We start from the raw sequence: 21,382 nt of genomic DNA on the forward strand, positions 1-21,382 counted from the left end.
AGGACGATCGGATCGCTGAAGGAGGCGACGGTCCCGCGCGGACCCGTGTGAGGATGCGGACTGTGGAGCATGAGCTGGTGGGCCTCGCGGGTTCCGGCGGCCGGTGGCGGCCCGTCGCCGCGGGCCCGTTCACCGTCCTCGCGGTGGCGCTGGCGCTGCTGCCGATCCGGCCCGTGTGGCTGTGGGCCGCGCTGATCGGGGTGGTCGCCGCGATCCCGTGGCTGCTGGGCGCCGTCCCGGACGCGCGCCGCCGCCGTCCCCGCCCGTACTGGCGGCTGTCGGAGGCGGGCCTGGAGCGGATCGGCCGGGGCGGGCTGGTCATGGTGTCCTACGAGCGGTCCCGGATCGACGGGCTGGCCATCACCACCGGCGACGGCGTGCTGACCGTCTTCCACCGGTTCGGCCGGACCGCCGTGGGCGGCATGACCGCGATGGGCCTGGAGCCGCTGGCCGTGTTCGTGACGGCCCGGCGGCTCGGCATCCCCATGCACGTCCTGGACGGCGAGGCGACCGACCTGCTCGACCCGGCGCTGGACGAGGCGCTGCGCGCCTCCGGGCTGGAGGACGACATCCCGGGCGGCGGCCCGCTGCCGCGCGACCACGCGGCCGAGAAGCGCCTGCTCGACCAGGAGGCGGCGCTGCTGGCGGCCGCCCACGAGCCGCCCGCCGAGCCCACCACCGGCGACCGCCCGTCCCGCGGCCGCGGCCGGCGGCCCGGCGAGCAGCGCCTCGACACGCCCGAGCCGCTGCCGAGCCGCCGCCGGATCATGGCGCTCGGCGCGCTGACCGCGCTGCTCGGCGCCGTGATGATCGTCCGGATCGCGCTGGACGGCACGAGCGAGTTCGGCGCCCGGCTCGCCGCGGGCTGCTGGGCGCTCGCCGCGATCGCGGGCGTCCTCGCGGCGCGCCGCCGGCTGCTGCGCGCCGCCCAGGTCCGCTGGACGATCACCGCCGAGCGGGTGCGGGTGCGGGCCCGCCCCGGCCGCCGCCGCGAGGTCCAGGATCTGCGCGCCGGGGACGTCGCGGCCGTGGTCGTCGGCCCCGGCCTGCGCCTCGACCCGGTCAGCGGGGAGCCGCGCCGCGCCGACCTCGCCGCGCTGGCGTTCGGGCACCGGATGGAGCTCGTCGCCCGGCTGCCCGCGCACGGCCTGGACGGCTTCCAGCTCGCGCACGCCCTCGACGACCACGGCTACCGGGTGATCACGCCGGGCGCGCGGGCGCCGCGCGGCCCCGACTACGGGCTCGAAGGGCTGCCGGAGATCTTCGCGCAGGTGCCCGGCGGGCGGCTCGTCGTCGCCGACGGCGGGCTCGGCTGGGCGGACGCCGCCGGCGACGTCGTGCTGAAGATGCCCGAGGACCGCATCGGCGGCATCGAGCTGCTGACCATCGGCGGGCACGCCTGGGTGCGGCTGTACGACTCCGACGGCGACGAGTTCTTCGCCGCGCCGCTGTCGGCGCTGCGGATCTCCCGCACCGACCTGCGCGACTCGGCGCGGCGGGCGGGCCTGCCCGTCAACGACGCCGAGTACGACGCCTACCTGAGCGCCGCGTTCCACTCGGCCGTGTCCACGCTGGCCGCGCCGGAACCGGAACGCGCCACGGCCGCGCTGCCCGCGCCCGCCGCCGGGCAGGACGGCATGGCCCAGGACGCTCCCGCGCCCCGGCCCGAGGCCCCGGGCGACCAAGACGGGCACGACGGGCACGACGGGCAGGACCTCACGTTCACGGTCTCCGCCCTGCCCAGCCCCGTCACGGCCCCCGGCGCGCTCCTGGACGCGACCCGCCGCTCCCGCGTCGGCACGTACGGGATGAGCGTGCTGCTGTGCGAGGCGGTGGCGCTGCTGGGCGCGGTCTGGCTCGGCCCCGACCTGGGCGGGTTCAACGCCACGGCGAGCTGGTCCATGCCCGCCGGACTGGTCATCGGCCTCATCGGCTACTGGCTGTACGACCGGAACCGCTCGCAGCTCCGCGTGTCGTCCGCCGGTCTCGCGGTGGTCACCCGGCGCGGCAAGGTCGAATGGGACCTGACCCGCGACCGGATCGGCGGCGTCGGCATCGACGAGTCGGCGGAGCGGATGCCGCGGCTGGTGGTGTGGGCGCCGTCCGGGCGGGTGCTGCGGCAGATCACCTTCCCGCCCGACCTGGACGAGCTGCGCCGCGCCTGCGAGCGCTACGGCGTCCCGTGGGGGCCGCCCGACGCCGACCGTCCGGCGCCGCCCCCGCCGGAGCTCTGACCGCCTGAGCTCTGACCGCCTGAGCGCTGCTTCAGCGACCACGTCTTCAGCGGCTCGTAGGACACCTGGCTGTAGTCCCTGCCCGGCAGGTGGCTGCGCATCAGCTGGACGGAGTCGGCCGTCCAGGGGGTGCCGGCGAACGCCGCCAGCGGCTCGATGAGCGACCGGACGTCCACCGGCCGCCGGGACCGCGCCAGGGTGAGGTGGGGGCGGAACCCGCGGTGCTTGTCCGGCAGCGTCCCGACGCGGCGTCCGGCGGCGGTCGTGGACGCGGCGAGGCGCGCCAGCCCGCGGCGGTCGCCGTACAGGCCCGTCCACAGGACGCGGGCGTGCGCGCCGCTGCCGGGGAACGCGCCCGCGCCCGCGAGCGACAGCGTCATGCGCTCGTGGCGTCCGACGGCGCGTTCCAGGCGGGGCAGCAGCCGGTCGAAGGTGCGGTCGTCGACCTCGCCGAGGAACGTCAGCGTGACGTGCAGCAGGTCGCGCCGGATCCAGCGCAGCTCGGGCACCGTGTCCCGGTGCGGGCGGACGGCCTCCTCAAGCTCGTCCAGGATGTCCGGTGGCGGCACGAGCGCCACGAAAAGCCTCATGGGAGCGTCCGGTGGGCCACCCGGCCAGCTTCCCAGCAGCGGCACCGGTTGTCACGCGGATCGCGCCGTCATCCTCCGGCGGGGCGGGGCCGCCGCAGCCGGGCCAGGGCGCGGCTCTCGCCCGTCCTGCCGCGGGCGGCGACGGCCCCCACGGCGAGCGCGGCGAGGATGGAGACCAGCCCGCCGAGGACGAGGCTCGTCCGGGCGCCGAAGTGCTCGGCCAGCCACCCGATCGCGGGCGCGCCCACCGGGTTCGTGCCGAGGAACACGAGCATGTAGAGGGCCATCACGCGGCCGCGCATCTCCGGGGAGACGCCGAGCTGCATCGTCGCGTTCGCCGCCGTGGTGATCGTCATCATCGCGATGCCGGTCGGGACGAGCAGCGCCAGGAACGACCAGTACGTCGGCATCAGCCCGGTGGCGACCTCCAGCGCCCCGAACACCACGCCCATCGCCACCAGCAGCCGCAGCCGCGGCCTGGCGACCCGCCTGGCGGCGAGCAGGGCGCCGCTGAGCGCGCCGAGCGCCAGCATGCTGGACGCGAGGCCGAACGCGGACGCGTCGGTGTGGAAGACCTCCTTGGCGATCAGCGCGACCGTCGTGTTGAAGTTCATGCCGAACATGGCGAGGAAGCCGACGAGGATCAGGACGAGCATCAGGTCGCGGCGCCCGCGCACGTAGCGGAGGCCCTCGCGGAGCTGCCCCTTGGCGCGCTTGACCGGCGCGACGTCGTGCAGCTCGGCGGACCGCATGGCGTAGAGGCTGAACAGGACGGCGCCGAACGACGCCGCGTTCACCAGGAACACCGGCCCGGTGCCGATCAGCGCGATGAGGACGCCGGCGACGGCGGGGCCGAGCAGCCGCGCGCCGTTGAACGTGGCGCTGTTCAGCGCGATCGCGTTCGGCAGGTCGCGCTTGTCGACCATCTCCACCACGAACGACTGGCGGGCCGGGTTGTCGACGACGGTGGCGACGCCGAGCCCGAACGCCAGCAGGTACACGTGCCACACCTGCGCGCTGCCGGTCATGGAGAGCACGCCGAGGACGAGGGCGAGCAGGCCCATCGACACCTGTGTGACGAGCAGGATGCGGCGCTTCGGATACCGGTCGGCGATGACGCCGCCCCACAGCCCGAACAGCAGCATCGGCAGGAACTGCAGGCCGGTGGTGATGCCGAGCGCGGTGCCGCTGCCGTGCGCGAGGTCGAGGACGAGCCAGTCCTGCGCGACGCGCTGCATCCAGGTGCCGGTGTTGGAGACGACCTGCCCGGCGGCGTAGAGCCGGTAGTTCCGGACGCGGAGCGATCGGAACATCCCGCCGCTGCGCGCGTCCTCCTCGGCGTCCGGCTCCTCGGGAGCGGCGCCGTGGAGCGTTCCGCCGGAGCCCGCGGCGCCGGTCGGCCGCGCGGACGTGTCGGCCTGCACGGGTGCGTCGGGCTGTACGGGTGCGTCGGGTCGTACGGGCTCGCCGGGTGTCGCGGGGGCCTCGTCCTGCGGAGGTTCGGTGGCTTGCGGGGGTCCGCCGGCAGGAGACGGGGGATTCGTGCGGATGGCGGCATGGGCGCGGGTGTGCGCCAGGGGGCGGCCGGGGGCGGGACGGCGGCGGCGCGCGGGGGACGCCGTCTTGGGGGGTGCGGGGACGAGGGGGGCGGCGGCGCGGGCCGGGTGCGCGCGGCGCCGCCCGAGGGGCCCGCGCGTCGCGGCCCCCTCGGGTTCGTCGGGGTTTTCGTTAGCAGAAGTCATTACCAAAGCTAACGTTAATCGGCGCGTCGCCATTCCTCAAGGGATCACGAGCACCGCCCCGGGGTCAGGACCGGCTGAGCCTGTCGATGATCGGCGCGGCCTGGCGCAGGATCTCCCGCTCGTCGTCGGTGAGCTCGGCGAGCCGCCGGGCCAGCCAGGCCTCCTTGCGGCGCCGCTCGTCCGCGAGCAGGGCGGCGCCCGCCTCGGTGGCGTTCAGCACGACCTGCCGCCCGTCGGTCGGATGCGGGCTGCGCACGAGCAGCCCGCGTTCCTCCAGGTAGGCGATCACGCGGGTCATCGAGGGCGGCTGCACCTTCTCGTGGTCGGCCAGCTCGCGCGGCGTCATCGAGCCGTGCCGCTCGACGGCGGCGAGGGCGGCGAACTGCGTGAGCGACAGCGGGCGCCCGCCGTCGGCCGCCGCGGGCGCGCGCAGCGTCCGCAGCCGGCGGGTCAGCCGCGCGATCGAGATGCGCAGCTCCTCGGCCAGCCCAGGCGCGGACGCCGTCCGGCCACGGATCGGTGGCGTTGTCATCGTCATTGTTCTCCCGGTGCTACCGCCCATGCTGCCACGTCGCCACTTGACACTGTCACTAACAGCATTAGCCTTCTGGCTACAACCAATAGAGGAGGTCGGAATGCCCCGTGCGGGACTCTCCCCGGACGCCGTCGTCGACGCCGCGGTCGCCGTCGTGGACGTCGGCGGCCCCGGCGCCCTCACGCTGGCGGCGGTGGCGGGACGGGTGGGGGTCGCGACGCCCTCCCTTTACAAGCATGTCCGCAATCTCGCCGAGTTGCGACACCTGGTCACGTCCCGCGTGCTGGAGGAACTCGCCGAACGGCTCGGCGAGGCGGCCCTCGGACGGTCCCGCGACGACGCCGTCCGGGCGCTGATGCGCGCCTACCGCGACTACGTGGCCGAGCATCCGGGCCGCTACGGCGCGATGGAGCAGGAGGCGGCGCCGGAGGACGACGCGGCGGCCGAGCGCCTCCTCGGCATCCTGTACGGGGCGCTGCGCGGCTACGAGCTGGAGGGGCCGGACCTCGTCCACGCCGCGCGCTGCCTGCGCTCGGCCGTGCACGGGTTCGCCGTCCTGGAGGCGGCCGGCGGGTTCGGCCTGCCCGCCGACCTGGAGGCCAGCTACGAGCTGCTCATCACCATGGTCCTCGGCGGGCTGTCCGGCCGCCGTCCCGTGGCTTAGCAGGCAGAACCGGCCGGGGACGGGGAGCCTGACCCGCCGGTAGCCTGGCCCCATGAGCCGACCGCGCCGCCCCGACCCGCCGCCGATGCAGACCAACGACGTCCGTATCGCGGCGGTGGGCACGGCCGCGTGGGCGGTCGCGCTCGCCGTGCTGCTCATCGTCGGGCTGCCGCCCGGCGACCGCTGGTGGCTGTGGGTGTGCGTCACCGGCATCGGGATCGGCGTGTTCGCCATGTGGTACACGCCGCGCCTCCAGGCCGGCCGCGCCCGCCAGGAGGCCGCCCGGCATGAGGCCCGCCAGAAGGACGGGCAGGAGGGCAGCCAGGAGGCCGGGCAGGAGGGCCGCCAGGAGGCCGGGCGAGACTCCGGCTAGGGCTCCAGGTCGGATTCGGCCAGCAGGACGGGCAGTGACTCCGCGTCGCGCAGGACGGCCTCGGCCAGCAGCCGCCCGGCCCAGTCACCCGTGGCCCAGGCGAGCGCCCGCGCCAGCCCGTGGACGCCGCTCGCGCGGATCTCGCCGTCCCTCGTCCACCACGGGACGTCCTGGCCGTCCACGACGAGGCGTTCATGCGCGAGGTAGTCGGCGGGTGCGTCCGGCAGGACGGCCCTGACCGCCTCCGGGACGGGGCGCTCCTCACCGTCCGATTCGACCTCGCCGGGGATCTCGTCCCCCGCCAACGGGAGGTCGAGCAGTTCGGCGAGCCGGGTGGCCCGCCCCTGGGCGGCGATGACGAGCGGCTGCCCTTGCAGGAGGGGCAGGAGGTCGGGACCGTCCAGGACGAGGGCGTCGTCAGCGTCCACGACCTCGACCTCGCCGTCCACGACGGCGCGCACACGGTCGGGCGGCTCAATGACCGCGTCGGGGGCGTCGGCCAGGGACGTCCAGAGCCCGCCCAACTGGGCACGGCTCACGGACCGGCCGGGGTCACCGAGGCGTTCCATCAGCTCTTGGGCGCCGCCGGGTTCCTCCAGCAACTCCTCCAGGGACGTACGGACACCCAGGGCGAGCAGGAGCCGCTCGTCCAAGCCCTCTGGCGCGACGTCGTAGAGCCCGGTCAGCGACTCGTCCCCGCCCAGCCGGAACTCTCCCGGCCTGCGGCCGTCCAGCACGCGATGGCGCCGGAGCCACCACGCCGTGTACGAGGGGACGGCGACGCGCCTGCCGGTGTGCAAGGTCACATGGGCGGGATCGACGATCGCGGCCCGCCAGGGCGGCCCGGCCAGGACGTTCAGCGCCGCCGCCCAGTCGTCCACGAGTTCCAGGTCGCGGACGGCCGTGAACTCCGGCACCAGCGGCGGGAGATCCTGCGGCCCGACCCGCGCCAGGGCCTCGTCGGCCCAGAGGTCCTCGTCGTCGAGTTCGAGGGTCTCGGCCTCATCGGCGAGACCCGTGAGGCTGACGTCCTCGGCCTTGGCGAGCGCGAACCCGTCGAGGACGCCGACGGCCGTGAGCGTCTCCGCTCCCCACCGCTCCAGGAGCTCGCCGTCCACCACGCCGAACGGGGCGTCGCCGGCCATCACGTCTCGCAGCGGGCTCTCCGGCAGCAGCAGCTCGCCCGCCGGGTAGAGCTCGCCGTCGTCGCCGGGCAGGGCCAGCTCGGCGAGCCAGGTCTCCTCCCCCGGATCGAGGCGCGCGCCCGCCACCAGCCCCAGCACGGCCTCCGCGACCGCGTCCGGGTCGTCGGCCTCGAACGACTCCTCGACGGCCGCCCGCACCGCGGCGTCGCCGAGCACGGCGCGCGGCCCCGCCTCGACCGCCCCGAGCCGCACCAGCAGCGGATGCACGGCCTCCGGGTGGACGAACCGCAGCCCGAGCGCCGACAGGCCCGCCGGGTCGACGCCGTCCGCGATCAGCAGCCCGCGCGGCCCGCGCACCACCCGGGGCGCCCCGCCCGCCCCGCCCGCTTCGCCTGCTTCGCCCGCCTCGTCCGCCTCGCCCGCCAGCGGCACCGGCAAGGCCCCCAGAGCGTCCCTGGCGGCTCCGCCGAGCGACTCGTACACCCGGTGCCACCACGCCGGATCCCGGTCCACAGCGGCCAGCTCATCGATCACGTCGGCCAGCTCGACCCGCCGGACCCCGAGCGCGGCCAGGGCCGGGCTCCGCGCCGGCCACTCCGCCGGGAGCAGCCCGCCGACCACGGCGTCCGCGGCGTCCGCGCCGCCGAGCACCTCGATGAACGGCGCCGGCGCGTCCACGGCGATCGCGTCCCGCCCGCGCATACGGAGTATTCGCCCGGGGGCCTGGGAGGGCGTCCCCCCGTCCGGGAGACGCCCCGGAAGCACGGGCGCCTCGGGCAGCCGCTCCCGAATGCCCCGCCGCACCCGCGCGTCCAGCTCCCCCGCCCCGATCGGCCCCGGCACGAGGTCCAGCACCCGCGGTGAGACCGGCAGCTCGCTCAGCAGCCGCACGTACGCCTCGGCGACCCGGTCCACAAGGAACCCGGTCAGCGCCCCGGGCGCGACATGCCGCCGATCCGGTGCGAGCGGGAAAGACGCGATGAGCAAGGCGGGCAGATCCAGGCGTTCGTCGCTTGGCGTGGGCGCGTAAACGACTCCGCCCACGCCCTCGGGCATCCCGCCCTCTGGCAGGGCCCACCGAACCTGCCAGAACGGCCGCGCCCGCTCCTCCACGGGACGGTCCTCCAGAAGCGCCCCGGGGATCTGCCCGTGCGCCTCGGCCGTCCGCCACACATCGCCGTCGATGACGACCTCACCGCCGGAGCGGCGCTCAGCGGTCAGCTCATGCAGGTCACCGTCGACGTCGACCTCAACGCGCTCCAACGCCGGCAAGGCCAGCATCAGCGCCGCCCCGACCTCCCCCAACTGCCGCCGGACGGACGCGACGGCGTCCTCACGCAACGGCAGCCGAACGACGGTGCCGAACCCGTCCGGGACGTCCGGCGCCTCGTCCAGGACGAAGGGCAGCCGCAGCATGGGCGTGTGACCGCCCCGCCGGCCGACCTCCTCGGCGAGCGCGGGCACTCCCTCCACCAGATCGCGGGCGAGCCCCACCGACCATCGGACCCCCGCCACCCGCTCACCGCCGCCCTGGGCGGGCCCGGCGTCCGGGAGCGCCGACGCGATCTCGGGAGTGTCGGTCACGGCGACGACGGCGGCGAAGCCCACGCCGAAGCGGCCGGTCGCGCCCGTCTCGTCGCGTTTGGCGGACGCGCGGAGGGTGGAGAGGGCCTCGACGCCCTCCGCGTCCAGCGGCGACCCCGTGTTCGCCGCCGTGAGGACGGTGCCCGAGGGCTCGGTCCGCAGCGTCAGGCGGAGGCGGCCGGGGACGCCCGCGCGGAGGGCGGCGTCGGCGGCGTTCTGCGCGAGTTCGACGACCACGCGGTCGCGGTAGCCGCCCAGGGCGTAGTCCTCTTCGGCGTTCGCGTCCTCGCGGAAGCGCGCCGGGGACTCGGCCCAGGCGCGCAGCACCCGTTCGCGGAGCGCCCGCGCGCCGAAGACGTCCGGAGTTTCCGGCATGGCGTCAGCTGTGGCCGAGGGCCTCGTCGTCCAGGGACGCCGTGTCGTCGTCACCGGACGGGACGACCTCGTAGCCCAGTTCGTCGATCACCGGCGGGTTGTGCTCTGACGCGGCCGGGATCGAGACCGCCTCGGAGTGCGCGCCGCAGCCGTGGTCGGCGGAGACGACGCGGCCGTCGTCGGGGGCGTACTCGTTGGCGCAGACCCCGAAGACCTGCCGCAGATCGCCCGCGAGGCCGACGAAGAAGCCGCAGGTGGAGCACTGGGCCGGCGCGGACGCCGCGATCGGCGCGCGGGGGCCGGCGACGCCCTCGTACCAGCGGGTCGCGGCCTCGTCGCGTCCCTCGCGGGACAGCACCCGGACGCGGCCGAGCCCGAGCTCCCACTGGGCCTCGCGGTCGGTGGAGTCGTCCACCTGGGTGAAGCCGGGGGCGAGCCGGACGTCGTCGGGCGCGGTCGGCAGCAGGTCGCCGGGGCCGAGGTCGCCGGGGCGCAGCCGCTCCAGCCACGGCACCCACTGCGGCGCGAGCAGCGCCTCGTCGCCGGGCAGCAGCACGCACTCGCTGACCGTGACGTTCCGGGCGCGCGACGCCCGGGTCACGGTCACCGACCAGCGCCAGCCCCGGTAGGCGGGGTCGAGGCACTCGAAGTAGTGCGTGACCACGCGATCCGCCTCGGCGTGGAGGCCGAGGTGCTCGCCGACGGGGGTCGGGCGGGCGGTCTCCTCGGCGGCCTCGCGGGCGAGGTCGACCGCCTCGGCGCAGGCGGCGTCGACGGCGGGCGTGCGGGTCCGGCGGGCGGGCCCGGACGTGGTGCGCGCGGCGGCGGGACGCGCGGGGCTGGACTGGCGCTGTGGGCTCACACCTCAATTCTCGCCCATGCGGGGACGTGGCCGGGCACCAGGCCGGGCGGCGACGGCCGGGTGAGCCTCCGTTCCAGCGGGGAACGTACCCTCAAGCGAACGACTCCGATGGCCGGGGGCCGGTGCCGAACCGGGACGGCCGCTGGGAGAGACCGGGGCGCATGGCAGACCGCACGAGGCTGGGACGGTCCGTCCGCGCCGCCGCCGGAGGGGCGGCGCGCGCGGGTCGCGGCGCGCGCTCGGCCGTGCTCGGGACGGCCCGGCTCACCCGCCGCGTCACCCACGCGCAGGGCGCGGGACGCAGCGGCCTCGGCAGCCTGATCGAGGCGTCCGCGTTCAACTCCGCCGGCGACGCCATGGTCACGGTCGCGCTGGCGGGGACGCTGTTCTTCGGCCTGGACGTCAACCAGGCGCGCGGCCAGATCGCCCTCTACCTCGTCGTCACGATGGCGCCGTTCGCGCTGGTCGCGCCGTTGATCGGCCCCGCGCTGGACCGGGCCCGGCACGTCCGCCGCTACGCGATCGCGAGCACCTTCGTGATGCGGGCGCTGCTGTGCTGGGCGATGGCGAGCGCGCTCCCGCACGGCGACCAGGTCACGTTCCTGCCCGCCGCGTTCGGCGTGCTGGTGCTGTCGAAGGCGTTCGGGGTGCTGCGGGCGGCGGTCACCCCGCGCGTCCTGCCGGACGAGATCACGCTGGTGACGGCCAACGCGCGCGCCGCGTTCGCGGGGCTGATCGCGGCGTCGGTCACCGCGCCGGCCGCGGCCGGCCTCGCCGTCCTCATCGGGCCCGGCTGGGTGCTGCGCATCGGCACGGTGGTGTTCCTGATCGGCGTCGTGTTCACCATGCGGCTGCCGGGGCACGTGGACGTCCCCGAGGAGGCGCCGCGACCCGACGCGGCTCCGCAGCGGCAGCGGATGCTGCCGCGCGTCGGGCCGGTCGTCGCGGAGGCGATGGAGGCCAACGCGGTGCTGCGGGCCTTCTCCGGCTTCCTGATCATCTACCTGGCGTTCCTGCTGCGGCAGGAGCGCTTCGACCCGGTGTCCCACCATGTCGCGCTGGGGCTGCTGGCGGCGTGCGCGGGCGCGGGCGGGCTGATCGGCACCGCGCTCGGCGCGTGGATGAAGGCGCGGGCGCCCCGGTTCATCGTGTCGGCGACCCTCGCCGCCGTCACCGGCGTCACCGCGGCGGGCGCCGCGTTCTTCGGGCTGTGGGCGGCCCTCGCCGTGGCGACCGCGGCCGGTCTCGGCCAGGTGCTCGGCAAGCTGTCCATGGACGCGGTCGTGCAGCGCGAGATCGGCGAGGAGATGCGCTCGTCCACGTTCGCGGTGTCGGAGACGCTGCACCAGCTCAGCTGGGTGCTGGGCGGCCTGCTCGGGCTCGGCATGTCGATCGTCGCGGACGGGCGGGTCGCGCTCGCGGTCGTCGGCGCCGCGCTCGCCGTGGCGTTCGGGGTGCTCGTGTCCCGCCAGGCGGGGACGCGCCGCCGCACCCGCCGCCCGGCCCCGCCCACCACGATCAAGGACGCGCACCCGGAGATGCGCACCTGAGATCCGTTCGGGAGCGGCCCGGTCAGGGGGACAGGTCGTCCGCCACCGCCCGCAGCACGATGGCGATCTTCTTGGCCTCCGCCGGCGCCGGGTGCTTGCCGCGCCGGTAGGTGTTGGAGATCCCGTCCAGCAGCTTGATGAGGTCCTCGGTGATCACGACCATCTCGTCCGGCTTCTTGCGCCGCTGCTTGGCGATGGTCTTCTCGACCGACGGCAGCGACTCCAGCACCCTGACCTGGAGGGCCTGCTGGCCGCGGCGCCCCTCGACCACGCCGAACTCGATGCGCTGCCCCGGCTTGAGCGACGTGACGCCGCCCGGCAGCGCCGATGAGTGCACGAAGACCTCCCCGCCGTCATCGCGGGTGAGGAAGCCGAACCCCTTGTCGGAGTCGTACCACTTGACCTTGCCAGTCGGCACCGGAGACCTCGTTCGGTAATCGTCGTGAATCGCCCTCAAGATTAGTGCCTCGCCGCGGGCCGGTGTACACGCCGGTACCCCCACGACGCCTGCGGGGCAACGGCTCCGAAGCTATCCCGGGCGCCCGGCGGGGTCACCCGATTATCGCGCCGCAGCTCAGACCGCCGCGAACCCGCCGAGCCATTCCGGAAAGGCCAGCAGGTCCGGCAGGACCACGTCCGCGCCGTACGCCGCGAGGGCCGCCGAATCGAACGAACCCGTCGCGACGGCCACCGCCACCGCCGACGCCGCCCGCGCCGCGTCCACGTCGCCGGTGTGGTCGCCGATGTAGGCGCCGGCGCCGTGCGCGCGCAGCGCCGCGCCCTTCTCCGCGCCGAACAGGCCGCCCACGACGGCGTCCACCCGCAGCCCGAGGAACCGGACGGTCCGCTCGGTGTCGGCCTGGTTCTTGCCCGACACGACGACCGCGCGCCCGCCCCTGGCCCGCACCGCGTCCAGCGCGGCCGCGGCGCCCGGCATCAGGACGGTCGCCGGGATCGCGATGTCGGCGTAGATCGCCCGGTACCGGGCCGCCATCGCCGGCACCTCGCCCGGCGGGAACCAGTACGCCAGCTCCTCTTCCAGCGGCGGCCCGATGCGCCGCACGACCAGCCCCGTGTCGATGGGGACGCCCGTCTCCGCCGCCAGGGCGGCGTACACGGCGCCGATGCCGGCCCGTGTGTCGGCCAGGGTCAGATCAAGGTCGAAACCGACGGCGAGGGGCGCGGGGGACGATGCGGGAGGAGCGAGATCGAACACGTCCCACAGGGTAAAGGGCTGGACACATGAGAGGACCCGCGCTCTCCTGGTAGTGGCGATGCGACGGGATCCGAGTAGGAGAGCACGGGACCGTGTTTCGTATCTACCCGGGCCCCCGGCCACAAACCTGCTGACCAGGGAAAACACAGCACCCGAACACCCCACCCCGACCCCAAGGACGATCACCCGCGCGGCGCCGCCGCCCGCCCCCGGCACAGCCCCCCGGTGAAGGAGGCCGCAGATGGCAGACGAGTCCGACCGGCCGCCGGCCGGCCAGGAGCCGCCCCCGCAGGAGCACATCATGACCCGCACCGAGCCGGGCGGCGAGCACCGCGCCCCGCGCGCCCGCCGCTCGCTCACCGACCGCGCCGCCGGGGCCCGCCGCCGCGCCGTCGGCGCCGTCGCCACCGCGATCTCCGTCGTGACCACGGTCGTCGTGGTGATCCTGGCCGTCCACATCGTGTTCGTGGCGTTCGACGCGAACACGGCGAACGACCTCGTCCGCTGGTTCGGCGACAGGGCCACCGACCTGTGCTGGCAGTTCAAGGACGTCTTCCAGCCGGAGAGCCCCAAGACGGAGGTCGCCGTCAACTACGGCCTGGCCGCCCTCGTCTACCTGGTGGCCGGCCGGATCCTCGTCGGCCTCGTCCGCCGCCTGGCCTGACCCCGCGCCCGGCCGGGGCCGGTCGGCCGGGGCCGGCTATTCGCGGCCGGGGAACCGGACGGTGTCGAACGGCCAGGCCGTCGTCACCCACTGGCGGACGAACGTCTCCAGCTCCTTCTCCAGCACGGAGTTCTCCTCGTCCGCGCGGACCCAGAACACCACGACGGCGTCCGCGCCCGCCTTGTCGGACGGCGCCACGTGGATGCGGCCGAGCTGCCGCTCCCCGTCCGGCGTGATCACCACGTAGCTGAACGAGCGCCGCAGCTGCCCCTGCTTCTGCAGCCACGCGACGTCGATCAGCGCCTGCTCGAAGGTGAACTCGCTGTCGGGCCAGCCCCACTCGGGCCCGAACCGCCCGGCCAGCCGGTCCAGGCTGCCGATCACGGCGCCGTAGTCCTTGACCACGTCGTGGACGGTGATCGGGCGGATCTGGAAGTCGGGCCCCGCCACGAGCGTGGGCACCACGAAGTCCTCGGGCAGGAACGCCCCGCCCGCCGCCTTCCGCGGAGACTTGAACATCGTCGACCTTTCCGGCGACACCCCTTCCGGCGACGGGGCGTGCGGCATCGAACTCTAGTCGTCCCGGCCCCCGGACGAGGCGCATCGCGAATTCGGGCGTGCCGCGGCGGGAGGCGGCGGCCGGCGGGCCGAAGATGCCTTACTGTTCTTGCGGAGGAACTCATCACCATGACGCCACCTACGCGCGACCGCATCGTGTCCGAGTCGCTCCGGTTGTTCGCCGACCGGGGCTACGCGGCGACGTCGGTCGCGGAGATCGAGGCCGCCGCCGGCCTGTCCCCGGGCGCCGGCGGGCTCTACCGGCACTTCCGGTCGAAGGAGGAGGTGCTCGCCTCCGCCATCCGCGAGCACATCGAGCGGACCCGCCGCCAGATCAGCGACGTCCTCGTCCAGGCGGCCGCCTTCGAGGAGCGCCCGCTCGAGATCCGGCTGCGCATGACGTGCCAGGCCGGGCTCGCCAAGATGCGCGAGGAGCAGGACCTCATCCGGGTGCTGTTCCGCGACCTCGACCAGTTCCCGAACCTGGTCGCGGAGATGCGCGAGGGCATCGTCAACCCGCTCTACGACGGCATCGCGACCTGGCTGGAGGCGCAGCCCGAGTTCGGCGACTCGGACGAGGACTGGCCCGCGATCGCCTCCATCCTCGGCGGGGCCGTGGTGAACTACTGGCTGGCGAACGAGTCGATGTACGAGCCGCCGACCCGCATCGACGAGAAGCGCTTCGTGGAGAGCTGGGCTCGGCTCGGTCTCGGGCTCGTTCACCTGCAGCGCACGCCCGCGACCTGACCTGCGGCGTCCCGGGTTTCCCACTTCGCGCGGACCTCTACCCTTGAGGGCCCGCGCACTTGCGGCGTGGACGCGACATATGGTTGGGGAACGGCATGGAGACGTACGCGGACTGGCTGCGCGCGCGAGGCGACGACGAGCTTCGCGCGCTGCTGTCCGCGCGTCCGGAGCTGCTCGCCCCCGTCCCCGCCGACCTGACCGCCCTCGCGGCCCGCGCCGCGACGCCCGCCGCGGTGTCCCGCGCCCTCGACCGGCTGGACCGCTTCACCCTCGCCGTCCTCGAAGCCCTCCTCGTGCTGCCCGCGCCCGGCATGGCCGCGCTCACCGCCGGCCTCGGCGCGACGCCCGCGCAGCTCGACCGCGCCCTCGGCACGCTGCGCCGCTACGGGCTGGCCTGGGGCGACGGGACGCCGGTCACCGCGCCCGGCGTCCGGCAGGGGCTGCCGCACCCCGCGGGCCTCGGCCCGCCCGCCGCGGAGGTCTTCGCGGGCTACCCGGCCGAGCGGCTCACCGACCTGGTCACCGACCTGGAGGGCGAGGCCCCGCGCGGGTTCCCCGACTCCGCGCGGCTGCTGCGGCGGCTCACCGAACTCCTGGCGGACCCGGCGGAGCTCATCGAGGACGCCGGGCCCGAGGCGCGGGCCGCCCTCGACCAGCTCGCGTGGGGGCCGCCCGTCGGGCGGGTCGCGGACGCGCGCCGCCCCGTCCGCCTCGGCACCGCGACCACCCCGATCGAGCGGCTCCTCGCCCGCGGCCTCCTCGCCGCCGAGGACGACCGCACCGTCACCCTGCCCCGCGAGGTCGCGCTGCACCTGCGCGCCGGCCGGCTCTTCCGGGACGTCCCCGCCGAGCCGCCGCCGCTCCCCGCCGCGACGCGGGCGCCGCGCGACGACCTCGTGGTCCGCGCCGCCGCGGGCGAGGCCGCCGGCGTCGTCCGGCTCATCGAGGACCTCCTCGAACGCTGGGGCCTCGAACCGCCCCCCGTCCTGCGCAGCGGCGGCCTCGCCGTCCGCGACCTGCGCGCCGCCGCCACCCAGCTGGACGTCCCGGAGTGGAAGGCCGCGCTGCTCGTCGAGATCGCCTACGCCGCCGGGCTGCTCACCCGCAGCGGCGACCTCGACGGCGAGTGGCTGCCCACCCCCGCCTACGACCTGTGGCTGATGCGCGACACCGCCGGCCGCTGGACCGAGCTGGCGCGCGGCTGGCTGAAGTCCGACCGCGCCGCCGGGCTCGCCGGCGAGCGCGACGACCGCGACCGGCTCATCAACGCGCTCAGCGAGGGGATGGTCCGGTCCAGCGCCCCGGCCACCCGCCGGGAGATCCTGGAGGTCCTCGCCGGCGCCGGGCCCGGCGCCGTCGTCGACGAGGACGCCCTGCGCACCCGGCTCGGCTGGCTGCGCCCCCGCCGCGGCGGCCCCACCCGCGAGCGGCTCCTCGGCTGGACGCTCCGCGAGGCCGCGGCCCTCGGCCTCACCGCGTTCGGCGAGCTCGCCCCGTTCGCCCGCGACCTGCTCACCGGCGACGACCCCGAACCCGCCCTGGAGAAGTACCTTCCGGCGCCCGTCGACGAGATCCTCATCCAGGCCGACCTGACCGCGATCGCGCCCGGCCCCCTCGTCACCGACCTCGCCCGCGAGCTCGCGCTCGCCGCCGACGTCGAGTCCACCGGCGGCGCCACCGTCTACCGGTTCACCCCCGAGTCGATCCGCCGCGCCCTCGACGCCGGACGCTCCGCCGCCGACATCACCGACCTGCTGACCCGGCACTCCGCCACCCCGCTGCCGCAGCCTCTCGACTACCTCATCGGCGACGTCGCGCGCCGGCACGGGCACCTGCGCGTCGGCGCCCTCACCTCCTACGTCCGCACCGACTCCGCCGCCACCCTCGACGAGATCCTCGCCGACCGGCGCGCCGCCCCGCTGCGCCTGCACCGGCTCGCGCCGACCGTCCTCGCGTCCGGGCTGCAGCGCGCCGAACTCCTCGACGGCCTGCGCCGCATGGGCCTCGCCCCGGTCGCCGAGGCCCCCGGCGGCGGCGTGATCGTCACCCGCCCGGACGCCCAGCGCGCCGACCCGCCGCCCACCGCCGAGATCGTCCGGCTCCGCCCCGACACCCGCGCCGACGACTCGATGATCTCCGCCGCCGTCCGCGCGCTGCGGGCCGGCGACGAGGCGGCCCGGCACGGCGCCGAGCACGCCCGCCAGGCCCCCTCCGGCGACCCGCCGCGCTCCCCCGCGATGGCGACCATCGAACGCCTCCGCGCCGCCGTCGACCGCGGCGGCCGCGTCTGGATCGGCTACCTCGACCAGCAGGGCCAGGCGTCCAGCCGCATCGTCGAACCGGTCCGCGTCGAGGGCGGCTTCCTCACCGGCTACGACGCCACCCGCGCCGCCGTCCACCGCTTCGCCCTGCACCGCATCACCGGCGTGAGCGAGGTCTGACGGCCCGGCTCCGGCGCGCGGGCGGGGCCGCACGCGATCAGGATCTTGATCGTGCTGGAACCCGCGATGTCCGCCCGGGGTCCTAATCTGGAGGCCCTGTGGCAGCGCGTGAAGGAGGCCGTCTGTGAGCGGATACGGCGGCACCCCGCCCGGCTGGCAGGACCCCTACGGCGGGCAGAACCCGTACGGCGGGCAGGGCTGGAGCGGGACGCCGTACTCCGGCGGCCAGCCGCCCGGCTACCCCTACGGCTACGGGCCGCCAGGCGTGCCGGTCCGGCCGACCAGCAACGCCTCCACCACCGCCTGCCTCGTCTGCAACATCGCGAGCGTCCTGCTGTGCTGCGGCATCCTCGGCATTCCGGGCGCCATCGTGTCCGCGATCGCCATGGGGCGCGTCCAGTCCGACCCCGAGTCGGCCCGCAAGCTGACCATCGCCGGCTGGGTCCTGTTCGGGCTGTCGATCCTCTGCGGGATCGTCATCGGCATCATCTACATCATCGTCCTGGTCAACGCCGACTCCGGTTACGACTCCGGATCCGGCGTCTGACCTCCCGGGAAGAGTGGGGCGCCCGCAGCCGTTGAAGCATGCGTTCCCGTCCGGACCGCACCACGCGCCGCCCTGCCTCGGGTAGCGTGCGGCAACGGGTGTCCGGACGTGGCATCGATCATCCGCATCGCGACGGGGGCTTCTGCTTTGACCGACGGTCCGCTCATCGTCCAGTCCGACAAGACCCTGCTGCTGGAGGTCGACCACGAGCTGGCCGGCGCCTGCCGCAAGGAGATCGCCCCGTTCGCCGAACTCGAACGGGCGCCCGAACACGTCCACACCTACCGGGTGACGCCGCTCGCGCTGTGGAACGCCCGCGCCGCCGGGCACGACGCCGAGCAGGTCGTCGACACGCTGATCCGGTTTTCCCGCTACCCCGTCCCGCACGCGCTGCTGGTGGACGTCGCCGACACGATGGCCCGGTACGGGCGGCTGCGGCTGGAGAAGGACCCGGTGCACGGGCTCGTCCTGTCGTCCTCCGACCGGTCGGTGCTGGAGGAGGTGCTGCGCGCCAAGAAGGTCAAGGGGATGATCGGGGACCGGGTCGGCGACGACGCCGTCGCCGTCCACCCGAGCGAGCGCGGCGCCCTCAAGCAGGCCCTGCTCAAGCTCGGCTGGCCCGCCGAGGACCTCGCCGGGTACGTCGACGGCGAGGCCCACGCCATCTCCCTCGTCCAGGAAGGCTGGGAGCTTCGCTCCTACCAGGAGGAGGCCACCTCGGCGTTCTGGCACGGCGGCTCCGGCGTCGTCGTCCTGCCCTGCGGCGCCGGCAAGACCATCGTCGGCGCCGCCGCCATGGCGCGCGCGCAGGCGACCACGCTGATCCTCGTGACCAACACCGTGTCGGCCCACCAGTGGAAGCAGGAGCTGCTCCGCCGCACGTCCCTCACCGAGGACGAGATCGGCGAGTACAGCGGCACGAAGAAGGAGATCCGGCCGGTCACCATCGCCACCTACCAGATCATGACGACGCGCCGGAAGGGCGCGTACACGCACCTGGAGCTCTTCGACGCCCGCGACTGGGGCCTGGTCGTCTACGACGAGGTGCACCTGCTGCCCGCGCCGATCTTCCGCATGACCGCCGACCTGCAGGCGCGCCGCCGGCTCGGCCTCACCGCCACCCTCGTCCGCGAGGACGGACGGGAGGGCGACGTCTTCTCCCTGATCGGGCCGAAGCGCTACGACGCGCCCTGGAAGGACATGGAGTCCCAGGGCTGGATCGCGCCCGCCGACTGCGTCGAGGTCCGCGTCACCCTCACCGACTCCGAGCGCCTCGCCTACGCGACCGCCGAACCCGACGAGCGCTACCGCTTCTGCGCCACCACCGACACCAAGACCAAGCTCATCAAGGCCCTCGTCGACCGCCACCGCGGCGAGCAGACCCTGGTCATCGGCCAGTACATCGACCAGCTCGACGAACTCGGCGCCCTCCTCGACGCCCCCGTCATCAAGGGCGAGACCCGCATCCGCGAACGCGAACGCCTCTTCGACGCGTTCCGCTCGGGTGAGCTCAACGTGCTGGTCGTCTCCAAGGTGGCGAACTTCTCCATCGACCTGCCCGAAGCGTCCGTCGCCGTCCAGGTGTCCGGGGCGTACGGGTCGCGGCAGGAAGAGGCCCAGCGTCTGGGACGCCTGCTGCGCCCCAAGGCGTCGGGCAGCGGCGCGCGCTTCTACGCCGTCGTCGCCCGCGACACCCTCGACCAGGACTACGCCGCCCACCGCCAACGCTTCCTGGCCGAACAGGGCTACGCCTACCGCATCGTGGACGCCGACACCGTCTTGACCGGCAAGGACTTCTAACCCCACCGCTCGCCGACCGTCCCAGCCGTTCGCTCCGGCGCCCTGAAGGGCCTGCGCCCCTTCAGGGCGCAGGCCCCACCAGGCCGACGCGCCGCGCCCAGAACCTGCCGACCGGACATGACCCACCAGGCGAGCGTGCCCCATCAGGGGGGCAGGACCCGCAAGGCGGATGCGACCGGTCAACCGGGCGTGGCCGTTCAGGCGAGCGGAGGCCAGTTCCGGAGGGCGCTGTCGAGGGCGTCCAGGGTTCTGGCCCAGGACGCGTCGACATCCCGCAGATGGTGCTGGAAGGCGCCAGCGGTCTCCAGGCTGACGTAGCCGTGGAACACACTGCCCAGCATCCGAACCGCGTCAGTCTGGTCGGGCTCCGGTATCTCGTAGCCGCGCAGGATCGCCCGCGTCATCTCAGCGTGTCGGCCTCCTGCGCTCGCGCGGGCCGTCTCGGGGTCCAGCTCCATCCGGGCCGCCGCGTACCGGCCGGGATGCCGCTTGGCGTAGCTCCTGTAAGCGTCGGCGAAGGCGACCAGCGCGTCCTTGCCGGCGCGTCCGGCCACCGCGGCGGCGACCTCGTCGGCGAGTTCGGCCAGCGCCAGCAGCGCCACCCTGGTCTTCAGATCGTGCGCGTTCCTGATGTGCGAGTACAGGCTGGCTTCCTTCACACCGAAGCCGCGCGCGAGCGCCGCAACGGTCACCCGGTCGAAGCCGACCTCGTCGGCCAGCTCAGCCGCCGCCCGCGTCAGGCGCTCTACGGTCACTCCAGCGCGCACCATGGCACCCTCCCATCTACCTAGAATATTAAAGCATTTGCCTAATGCTATTAGGAAGGCTACCCTCGCCGCTCATGAGACCAGTAACCGAACGCGACATCCGCGCGTCCTTCGTCAACTGCTCCAAGGGGGAGGCCAAGCGCCTCCACCTCCCGAAGGACTTCGCCGACCTGCCCTGGGACGACCTCGACTTCCTGGGCTGGCGAGATCCGAGCGCACCGGGACGCGCCTACCTCGTCACCGAGCGGGACGGCGGCCTGGTGGGCCTCTCGCTCCGGGTGGCCCCCAGCGCGGCCCGCGGCTTCACCTCACGCAGCATGTGCTCCCTGTGCCTGACCACCCGCACTGGAGGCGGAGTCACGCTGATGACCGCCCGCCGCACCGGTGAGGCCGGACGCCAAGGAAACTCCGTCGGCCAGTACATGTGCGGCGACCTGGACTGCTCCCTCTACGTTCGCGACAAGAAGCAGTCCGTCGCCGGCGGCGGGCTCGACGAATCCCTCACGCTGGACGAGAAGGTCGCACGCGTCCTCGCCAACCTGGACACGTTCCTCGACAAGGTGACCGGCTGAACCGTCCCATCGCCCCCGAGACGATCTCCCCCGGTGGGCCGTTGCCGGCCTCACGCGTGTCCGTGCCCGAGAGAATGGCCCGCATGGCATCGCAGAGCTGTGCGCCGCGCTCACCGGCCTGCTACCGGACTCGGCCCACTGCACCGGCCACGTCCGCGTCAACGGCGCTCCCGAGGACGACCAGCATCAGTGGCGACGCCTCCGTGGCCGCACCGTCGCGTTGCGCGGCTTCTCCAACCCCGATAAATGCCCGTAAATGAGGAAGGGCCCCGCCGGTGTCGGCGGGGCCCTTCCTGCAATATGAGTCCGGCGGTGTCCTACTCTCCCACACAGTCTCCCATGCAGTACCATCGGCGCTGAAGGGCTTAACTTCCGGGTTCGGGATGGGACCGGGTGTTTCCCCTTCGCCAAAACCA

General features: G+C 74.6%; 19 protein-coding genes and 1 rRNA gene. 10 read left to right on the plus strand and 10 right to left on the minus strand.

Features of this window, described 5'->3' with window-relative positions; translation table 11 throughout:
- Nucleotides 1-53: 53 nt before the first annotated feature.
- Nucleotides 54-2,234 (plus strand): hypothetical protein, encoded by a 2,181-nt coding sequence (locus tag SM611_RS31255; RefSeq protein WP_371953912.1) that lies wholly within the window; start codon nucleotides 54-56, stop codon nucleotides 2,232-2,234.
- Here SM611_RS31255 and thpR read toward each other — a convergent pair.
- The 3 genes from thpR to SM611_RS31270 form a co-directional block, all read right to left on the minus strand.
- Nucleotides 2,171-2,824, minus strand: a complete 654-nt coding sequence (gene thpR / locus SM611_RS31260) for an RNA 2',3'-cyclic phosphodiesterase (RefSeq protein WP_371953913.1) — start codon at nucleotides 2,822-2,824, stop codon at nucleotides 2,171-2,173. The two genes, SM611_RS31255 and thpR, sit on opposite strands and share 64 nt — an antisense overlap.
- Before the next feature lie 68 nt (nucleotides 2,825-2,892).
- Nucleotides 2,893-4,137: an MFS transporter gene (locus SM611_RS31265; protein WP_371953931.1), complete on the minus strand. Its 1,245-nt coding sequence runs from the start codon at nucleotides 4,135-4,137 to the stop codon at nucleotides 2,893-2,895.
- A gap of 493 nt (nucleotides 4,138-4,630) precedes the next feature.
- Entirely contained in the window at nucleotides 4,631-5,098 is a 468-nt protein-coding gene (locus SM611_RS31270) for a MarR family transcriptional regulator (protein ID WP_371953914.1), read from the minus strand.
- A 103-nt stretch (nucleotides 5,099-5,201) separates the two neighbouring features.
- Between SM611_RS31270 and SM611_RS31275 the strand changes: the two genes are divergently transcribed.
- Together SM611_RS31275 and SM611_RS31280 are read left to right on the plus strand one after the other, a co-directional pair.
- The gene (locus tag SM611_RS31275; RefSeq protein WP_371953915.1) at nucleotides 5,202-5,765 is read left to right on the plus strand and encodes a TetR-like C-terminal domain-containing protein; all 564 of its coding nucleotides are present in this window, start codon (nucleotides 5,202-5,204) and stop codon (nucleotides 5,763-5,765) included.
- A gap of 52 nt (nucleotides 5,766-5,817) precedes the next feature.
- Entirely contained in the window at nucleotides 5,818-6,138 is a 321-nt protein-coding gene (locus tag SM611_RS31280; RefSeq protein WP_371953916.1) for a DUF2530 domain-containing protein, read from the plus strand.
- Here the strand turns inward: SM611_RS31280 and SM611_RS31285 are convergent.
- Together SM611_RS31285 and SM611_RS31290 are read right to left on the minus strand one after the other, a co-directional pair.
- Nucleotides 6,135-9,242: a sacsin N-terminal ATP-binding-like domain-containing protein gene (locus tag SM611_RS31285; protein WP_371953917.1), complete on the minus strand. Its 3,108-nt coding sequence runs from the start codon at nucleotides 9,240-9,242 to the stop codon at nucleotides 6,135-6,137. The genes SM611_RS31280 and SM611_RS31285 overlap by 4 nt on opposite strands.
- Before the next feature lie 4 nt (nucleotides 9,243-9,246).
- Complete coding sequence (locus SM611_RS31290) at nucleotides 9,247-10,104, minus strand: DUF3027 domain-containing protein (protein WP_371953918.1); 858 nt, start codon at nucleotides 10,102-10,104, stop codon at nucleotides 9,247-9,249.
- Nucleotides 10,105-10,265: 161 nt separating this feature from the next.
- Here SM611_RS31290 and SM611_RS31295 point away from each other — a divergent pair, with 161 nt between their 5' ends.
- On the plus strand, nucleotides 10,266-11,654 hold the full coding sequence (locus SM611_RS31295; protein ID WP_371953919.1) for an MFS transporter: 1,389 nt from the start codon (nucleotides 10,266-10,268) through the stop codon (nucleotides 11,652-11,654).
- 22 nt (nucleotides 11,655-11,676) lie between these two features.
- On the opposite strand, the gene SM611_RS31300 is transcribed toward SM611_RS31295, so the two are convergent.
- Together SM611_RS31300 and SM611_RS31305 are read right to left on the minus strand one after the other, a co-directional pair.
- Complete coding sequence (locus SM611_RS31300) at nucleotides 11,677-12,072, minus strand: cold-shock protein (RefSeq protein ID WP_371953920.1); 396 nt, start codon at nucleotides 12,070-12,072, stop codon at nucleotides 11,677-11,679.
- Between the two features lie 156 nt (nucleotides 12,073-12,228).
- Nucleotides 12,229-12,870, minus strand: a complete 642-nt coding sequence (locus SM611_RS31305; RefSeq protein WP_371953921.1) for an HAD family hydrolase — start codon at nucleotides 12,868-12,870, stop codon at nucleotides 12,229-12,231.
- A 241-nt stretch (nucleotides 12,871-13,111) separates the two neighbouring features.
- On the opposite strand from SM611_RS31305, the gene SM611_RS31310 reads away from it, so the two are divergent.
- On the plus strand, nucleotides 13,112-13,534 hold the full coding sequence (locus SM611_RS31310; RefSeq protein WP_371953922.1) for a hypothetical protein: 423 nt from the start codon (nucleotides 13,112-13,114) through the stop codon (nucleotides 13,532-13,534).
- 36 nt (nucleotides 13,535-13,570) lie between these two features.
- Here the strand turns inward: SM611_RS31310 and SM611_RS31315 are convergent, their stop codons facing one another.
- On the minus strand, nucleotides 13,571-14,053 hold the full coding sequence (locus SM611_RS31315) for a GNAT family N-acetyltransferase (RefSeq protein WP_371953923.1): 483 nt from the start codon (nucleotides 14,051-14,053) through the stop codon (nucleotides 13,571-13,573).
- Between the two features lie 168 nt (nucleotides 14,054-14,221).
- Between SM611_RS31315 and SM611_RS31320 the strand changes: the two genes are divergently transcribed.
- The 4 genes from SM611_RS31320 to SM611_RS31335 all read left to right on the plus strand — a co-directional run bounded on the left by SM611_RS31320 (nucleotide 14,222) and on the right by SM611_RS31335 (nucleotide 19,627).
- Entirely contained in the window at nucleotides 14,222-14,839 is a 618-nt protein-coding gene (locus tag SM611_RS31320; protein WP_371953924.1) for a TetR/AcrR family transcriptional regulator, read from the plus strand.
- Between the two features lie 95 nt (nucleotides 14,840-14,934).
- The gene (locus tag SM611_RS31325; RefSeq protein WP_371953925.1) at nucleotides 14,935-17,280 is read left to right on the plus strand and encodes a helicase-associated domain-containing protein; all 2,346 of its coding nucleotides are present in this window, start codon (nucleotides 14,935-14,937) and stop codon (nucleotides 17,278-17,280) included.
- 124 nt (nucleotides 17,281-17,404) lie between these two features.
- Nucleotides 17,405-17,827 carry a hypothetical protein gene (locus tag SM611_RS31330; protein WP_371953926.1) on the plus strand — a complete coding sequence of 141 codons (423 nt, stop codon included), beginning with the start codon at nucleotides 17,405-17,407 and terminating at the stop codon, nucleotides 17,825-17,827.
- Between the two features lie 147 nt (nucleotides 17,828-17,974).
- Nucleotides 17,975-19,627 carry a DNA repair helicase XPB gene (locus tag SM611_RS31335; protein WP_371953932.1) on the plus strand — a complete coding sequence of 551 codons (1,653 nt, stop codon included), beginning with the start codon at nucleotides 17,975-17,977 and terminating at the stop codon, nucleotides 19,625-19,627.
- Nucleotides 19,628-19,824: 197 nt separating this feature from the next.
- On the opposite strand, the gene SM611_RS31340 is transcribed toward SM611_RS31335, so the two are convergent.
- Nucleotides 19,825-20,397, minus strand: a complete 573-nt coding sequence (locus SM611_RS31340) for a TetR/AcrR family transcriptional regulator (RefSeq protein ID WP_371953927.1) — start codon at nucleotides 20,395-20,397, stop codon at nucleotides 19,825-19,827.
- A gap of 71 nt (nucleotides 20,398-20,468) precedes the next feature.
- Here SM611_RS31340 and SM611_RS31345 point away from each other — a divergent pair, with 71 nt between their 5' ends.
- On the plus strand, nucleotides 20,469-20,966 hold the full coding sequence (locus SM611_RS31345) for an FBP domain-containing protein (protein WP_371953928.1): 498 nt from the start codon (nucleotides 20,469-20,471) through the stop codon (nucleotides 20,964-20,966).
- A 304-nt stretch (nucleotides 20,967-21,270) separates the two neighbouring features.
- On the opposite strand, the gene rrf is transcribed toward SM611_RS31345, so the two are convergent.
- Nucleotides 21,271-21,382: ribosomal RNA gene (rrf, locus tag SM611_RS31350) — 5S ribosomal RNA — on the minus strand; the annotation flags it as partial.

The organism is Actinomadura monticuli (genome assembly GCF_041463655.1).
GTDB classification, from domain to species: domain Bacteria; phylum Actinomycetota; class Actinomycetes; order Streptosporangiales; family Streptosporangiaceae; genus Spirillospora; species Spirillospora monticuli.

Coding starts and splice junctions, on each gene's coding strand:
- SM611_RS31255 (WP_371953912.1), top strand. CDS start 54: ATGCGGACTGTGGAGCATGAGCTGGTGGGCCTCGCGGGTTCCGGCGGC.
- thpR (WP_371953913.1), bottom strand. CDS start 2,824: ATGAGGCTTTTCGTGGCGCTCGTGCCGCCACCGGACATCCTGGACGAG.
- SM611_RS31265 (WP_371953931.1), bottom strand. CDS start 4,137: ATGTTCCGATCGCTCCGCGTCCGGAACTACCGGCTCTACGCCGCCGGG.
- SM611_RS31270 (WP_371953914.1), bottom strand. CDS start 5,098: ATGACAACGCCACCGATCCGTGGCCGGACGGCGTCCGCGCCTGGGCTG.
- SM611_RS31275 (WP_371953915.1), top strand. CDS start 5,202: ATGCCCCGTGCGGGACTCTCCCCGGACGCCGTCGTCGACGCCGCGGTC.
- SM611_RS31280 (WP_371953916.1), top strand. CDS start 5,818: ATGAGCCGACCGCGCCGCCCCGACCCGCCGCCGATGCAGACCAACGAC.
- SM611_RS31285 (WP_371953917.1), bottom strand. CDS start 9,242: ATGCCGGAAACTCCGGACGTCTTCGGCGCGCGGGCGCTCCGCGAACGG.
- SM611_RS31295 (WP_371953919.1), top strand. CDS start 10,266: ATGGCAGACCGCACGAGGCTGGGACGGTCCGTCCGCGCCGCCGCCGGA.
- SM611_RS31310 (WP_371953922.1), top strand. CDS start 13,112: ATGGCAGACGAGTCCGACCGGCCGCCGGCCGGCCAGGAGCCGCCCCCG.
- SM611_RS31315 (WP_371953923.1), bottom strand. CDS start 14,053: ATGTTCAAGTCTCCGCGGAAGGCGGCGGGCGGGGCGTTCCTGCCCGAG.
- SM611_RS31320 (WP_371953924.1), top strand. CDS start 14,222: ATGACGCCACCTACGCGCGACCGCATCGTGTCCGAGTCGCTCCGGTTG.
- SM611_RS31325 (WP_371953925.1), top strand. CDS start 14,935: ATGGAGACGTACGCGGACTGGCTGCGCGCGCGAGGCGACGACGAGCTT.
- SM611_RS31340 (WP_371953927.1), bottom strand. CDS start 20,397: ATGGTGCGCGCTGGAGTGACCGTAGAGCGCCTGACGCGGGCGGCGGCT.
- SM611_RS31345 (WP_371953928.1), top strand. CDS start 20,469: ATGAGACCAGTAACCGAACGCGACATCCGCGCGTCCTTCGTCAACTGC.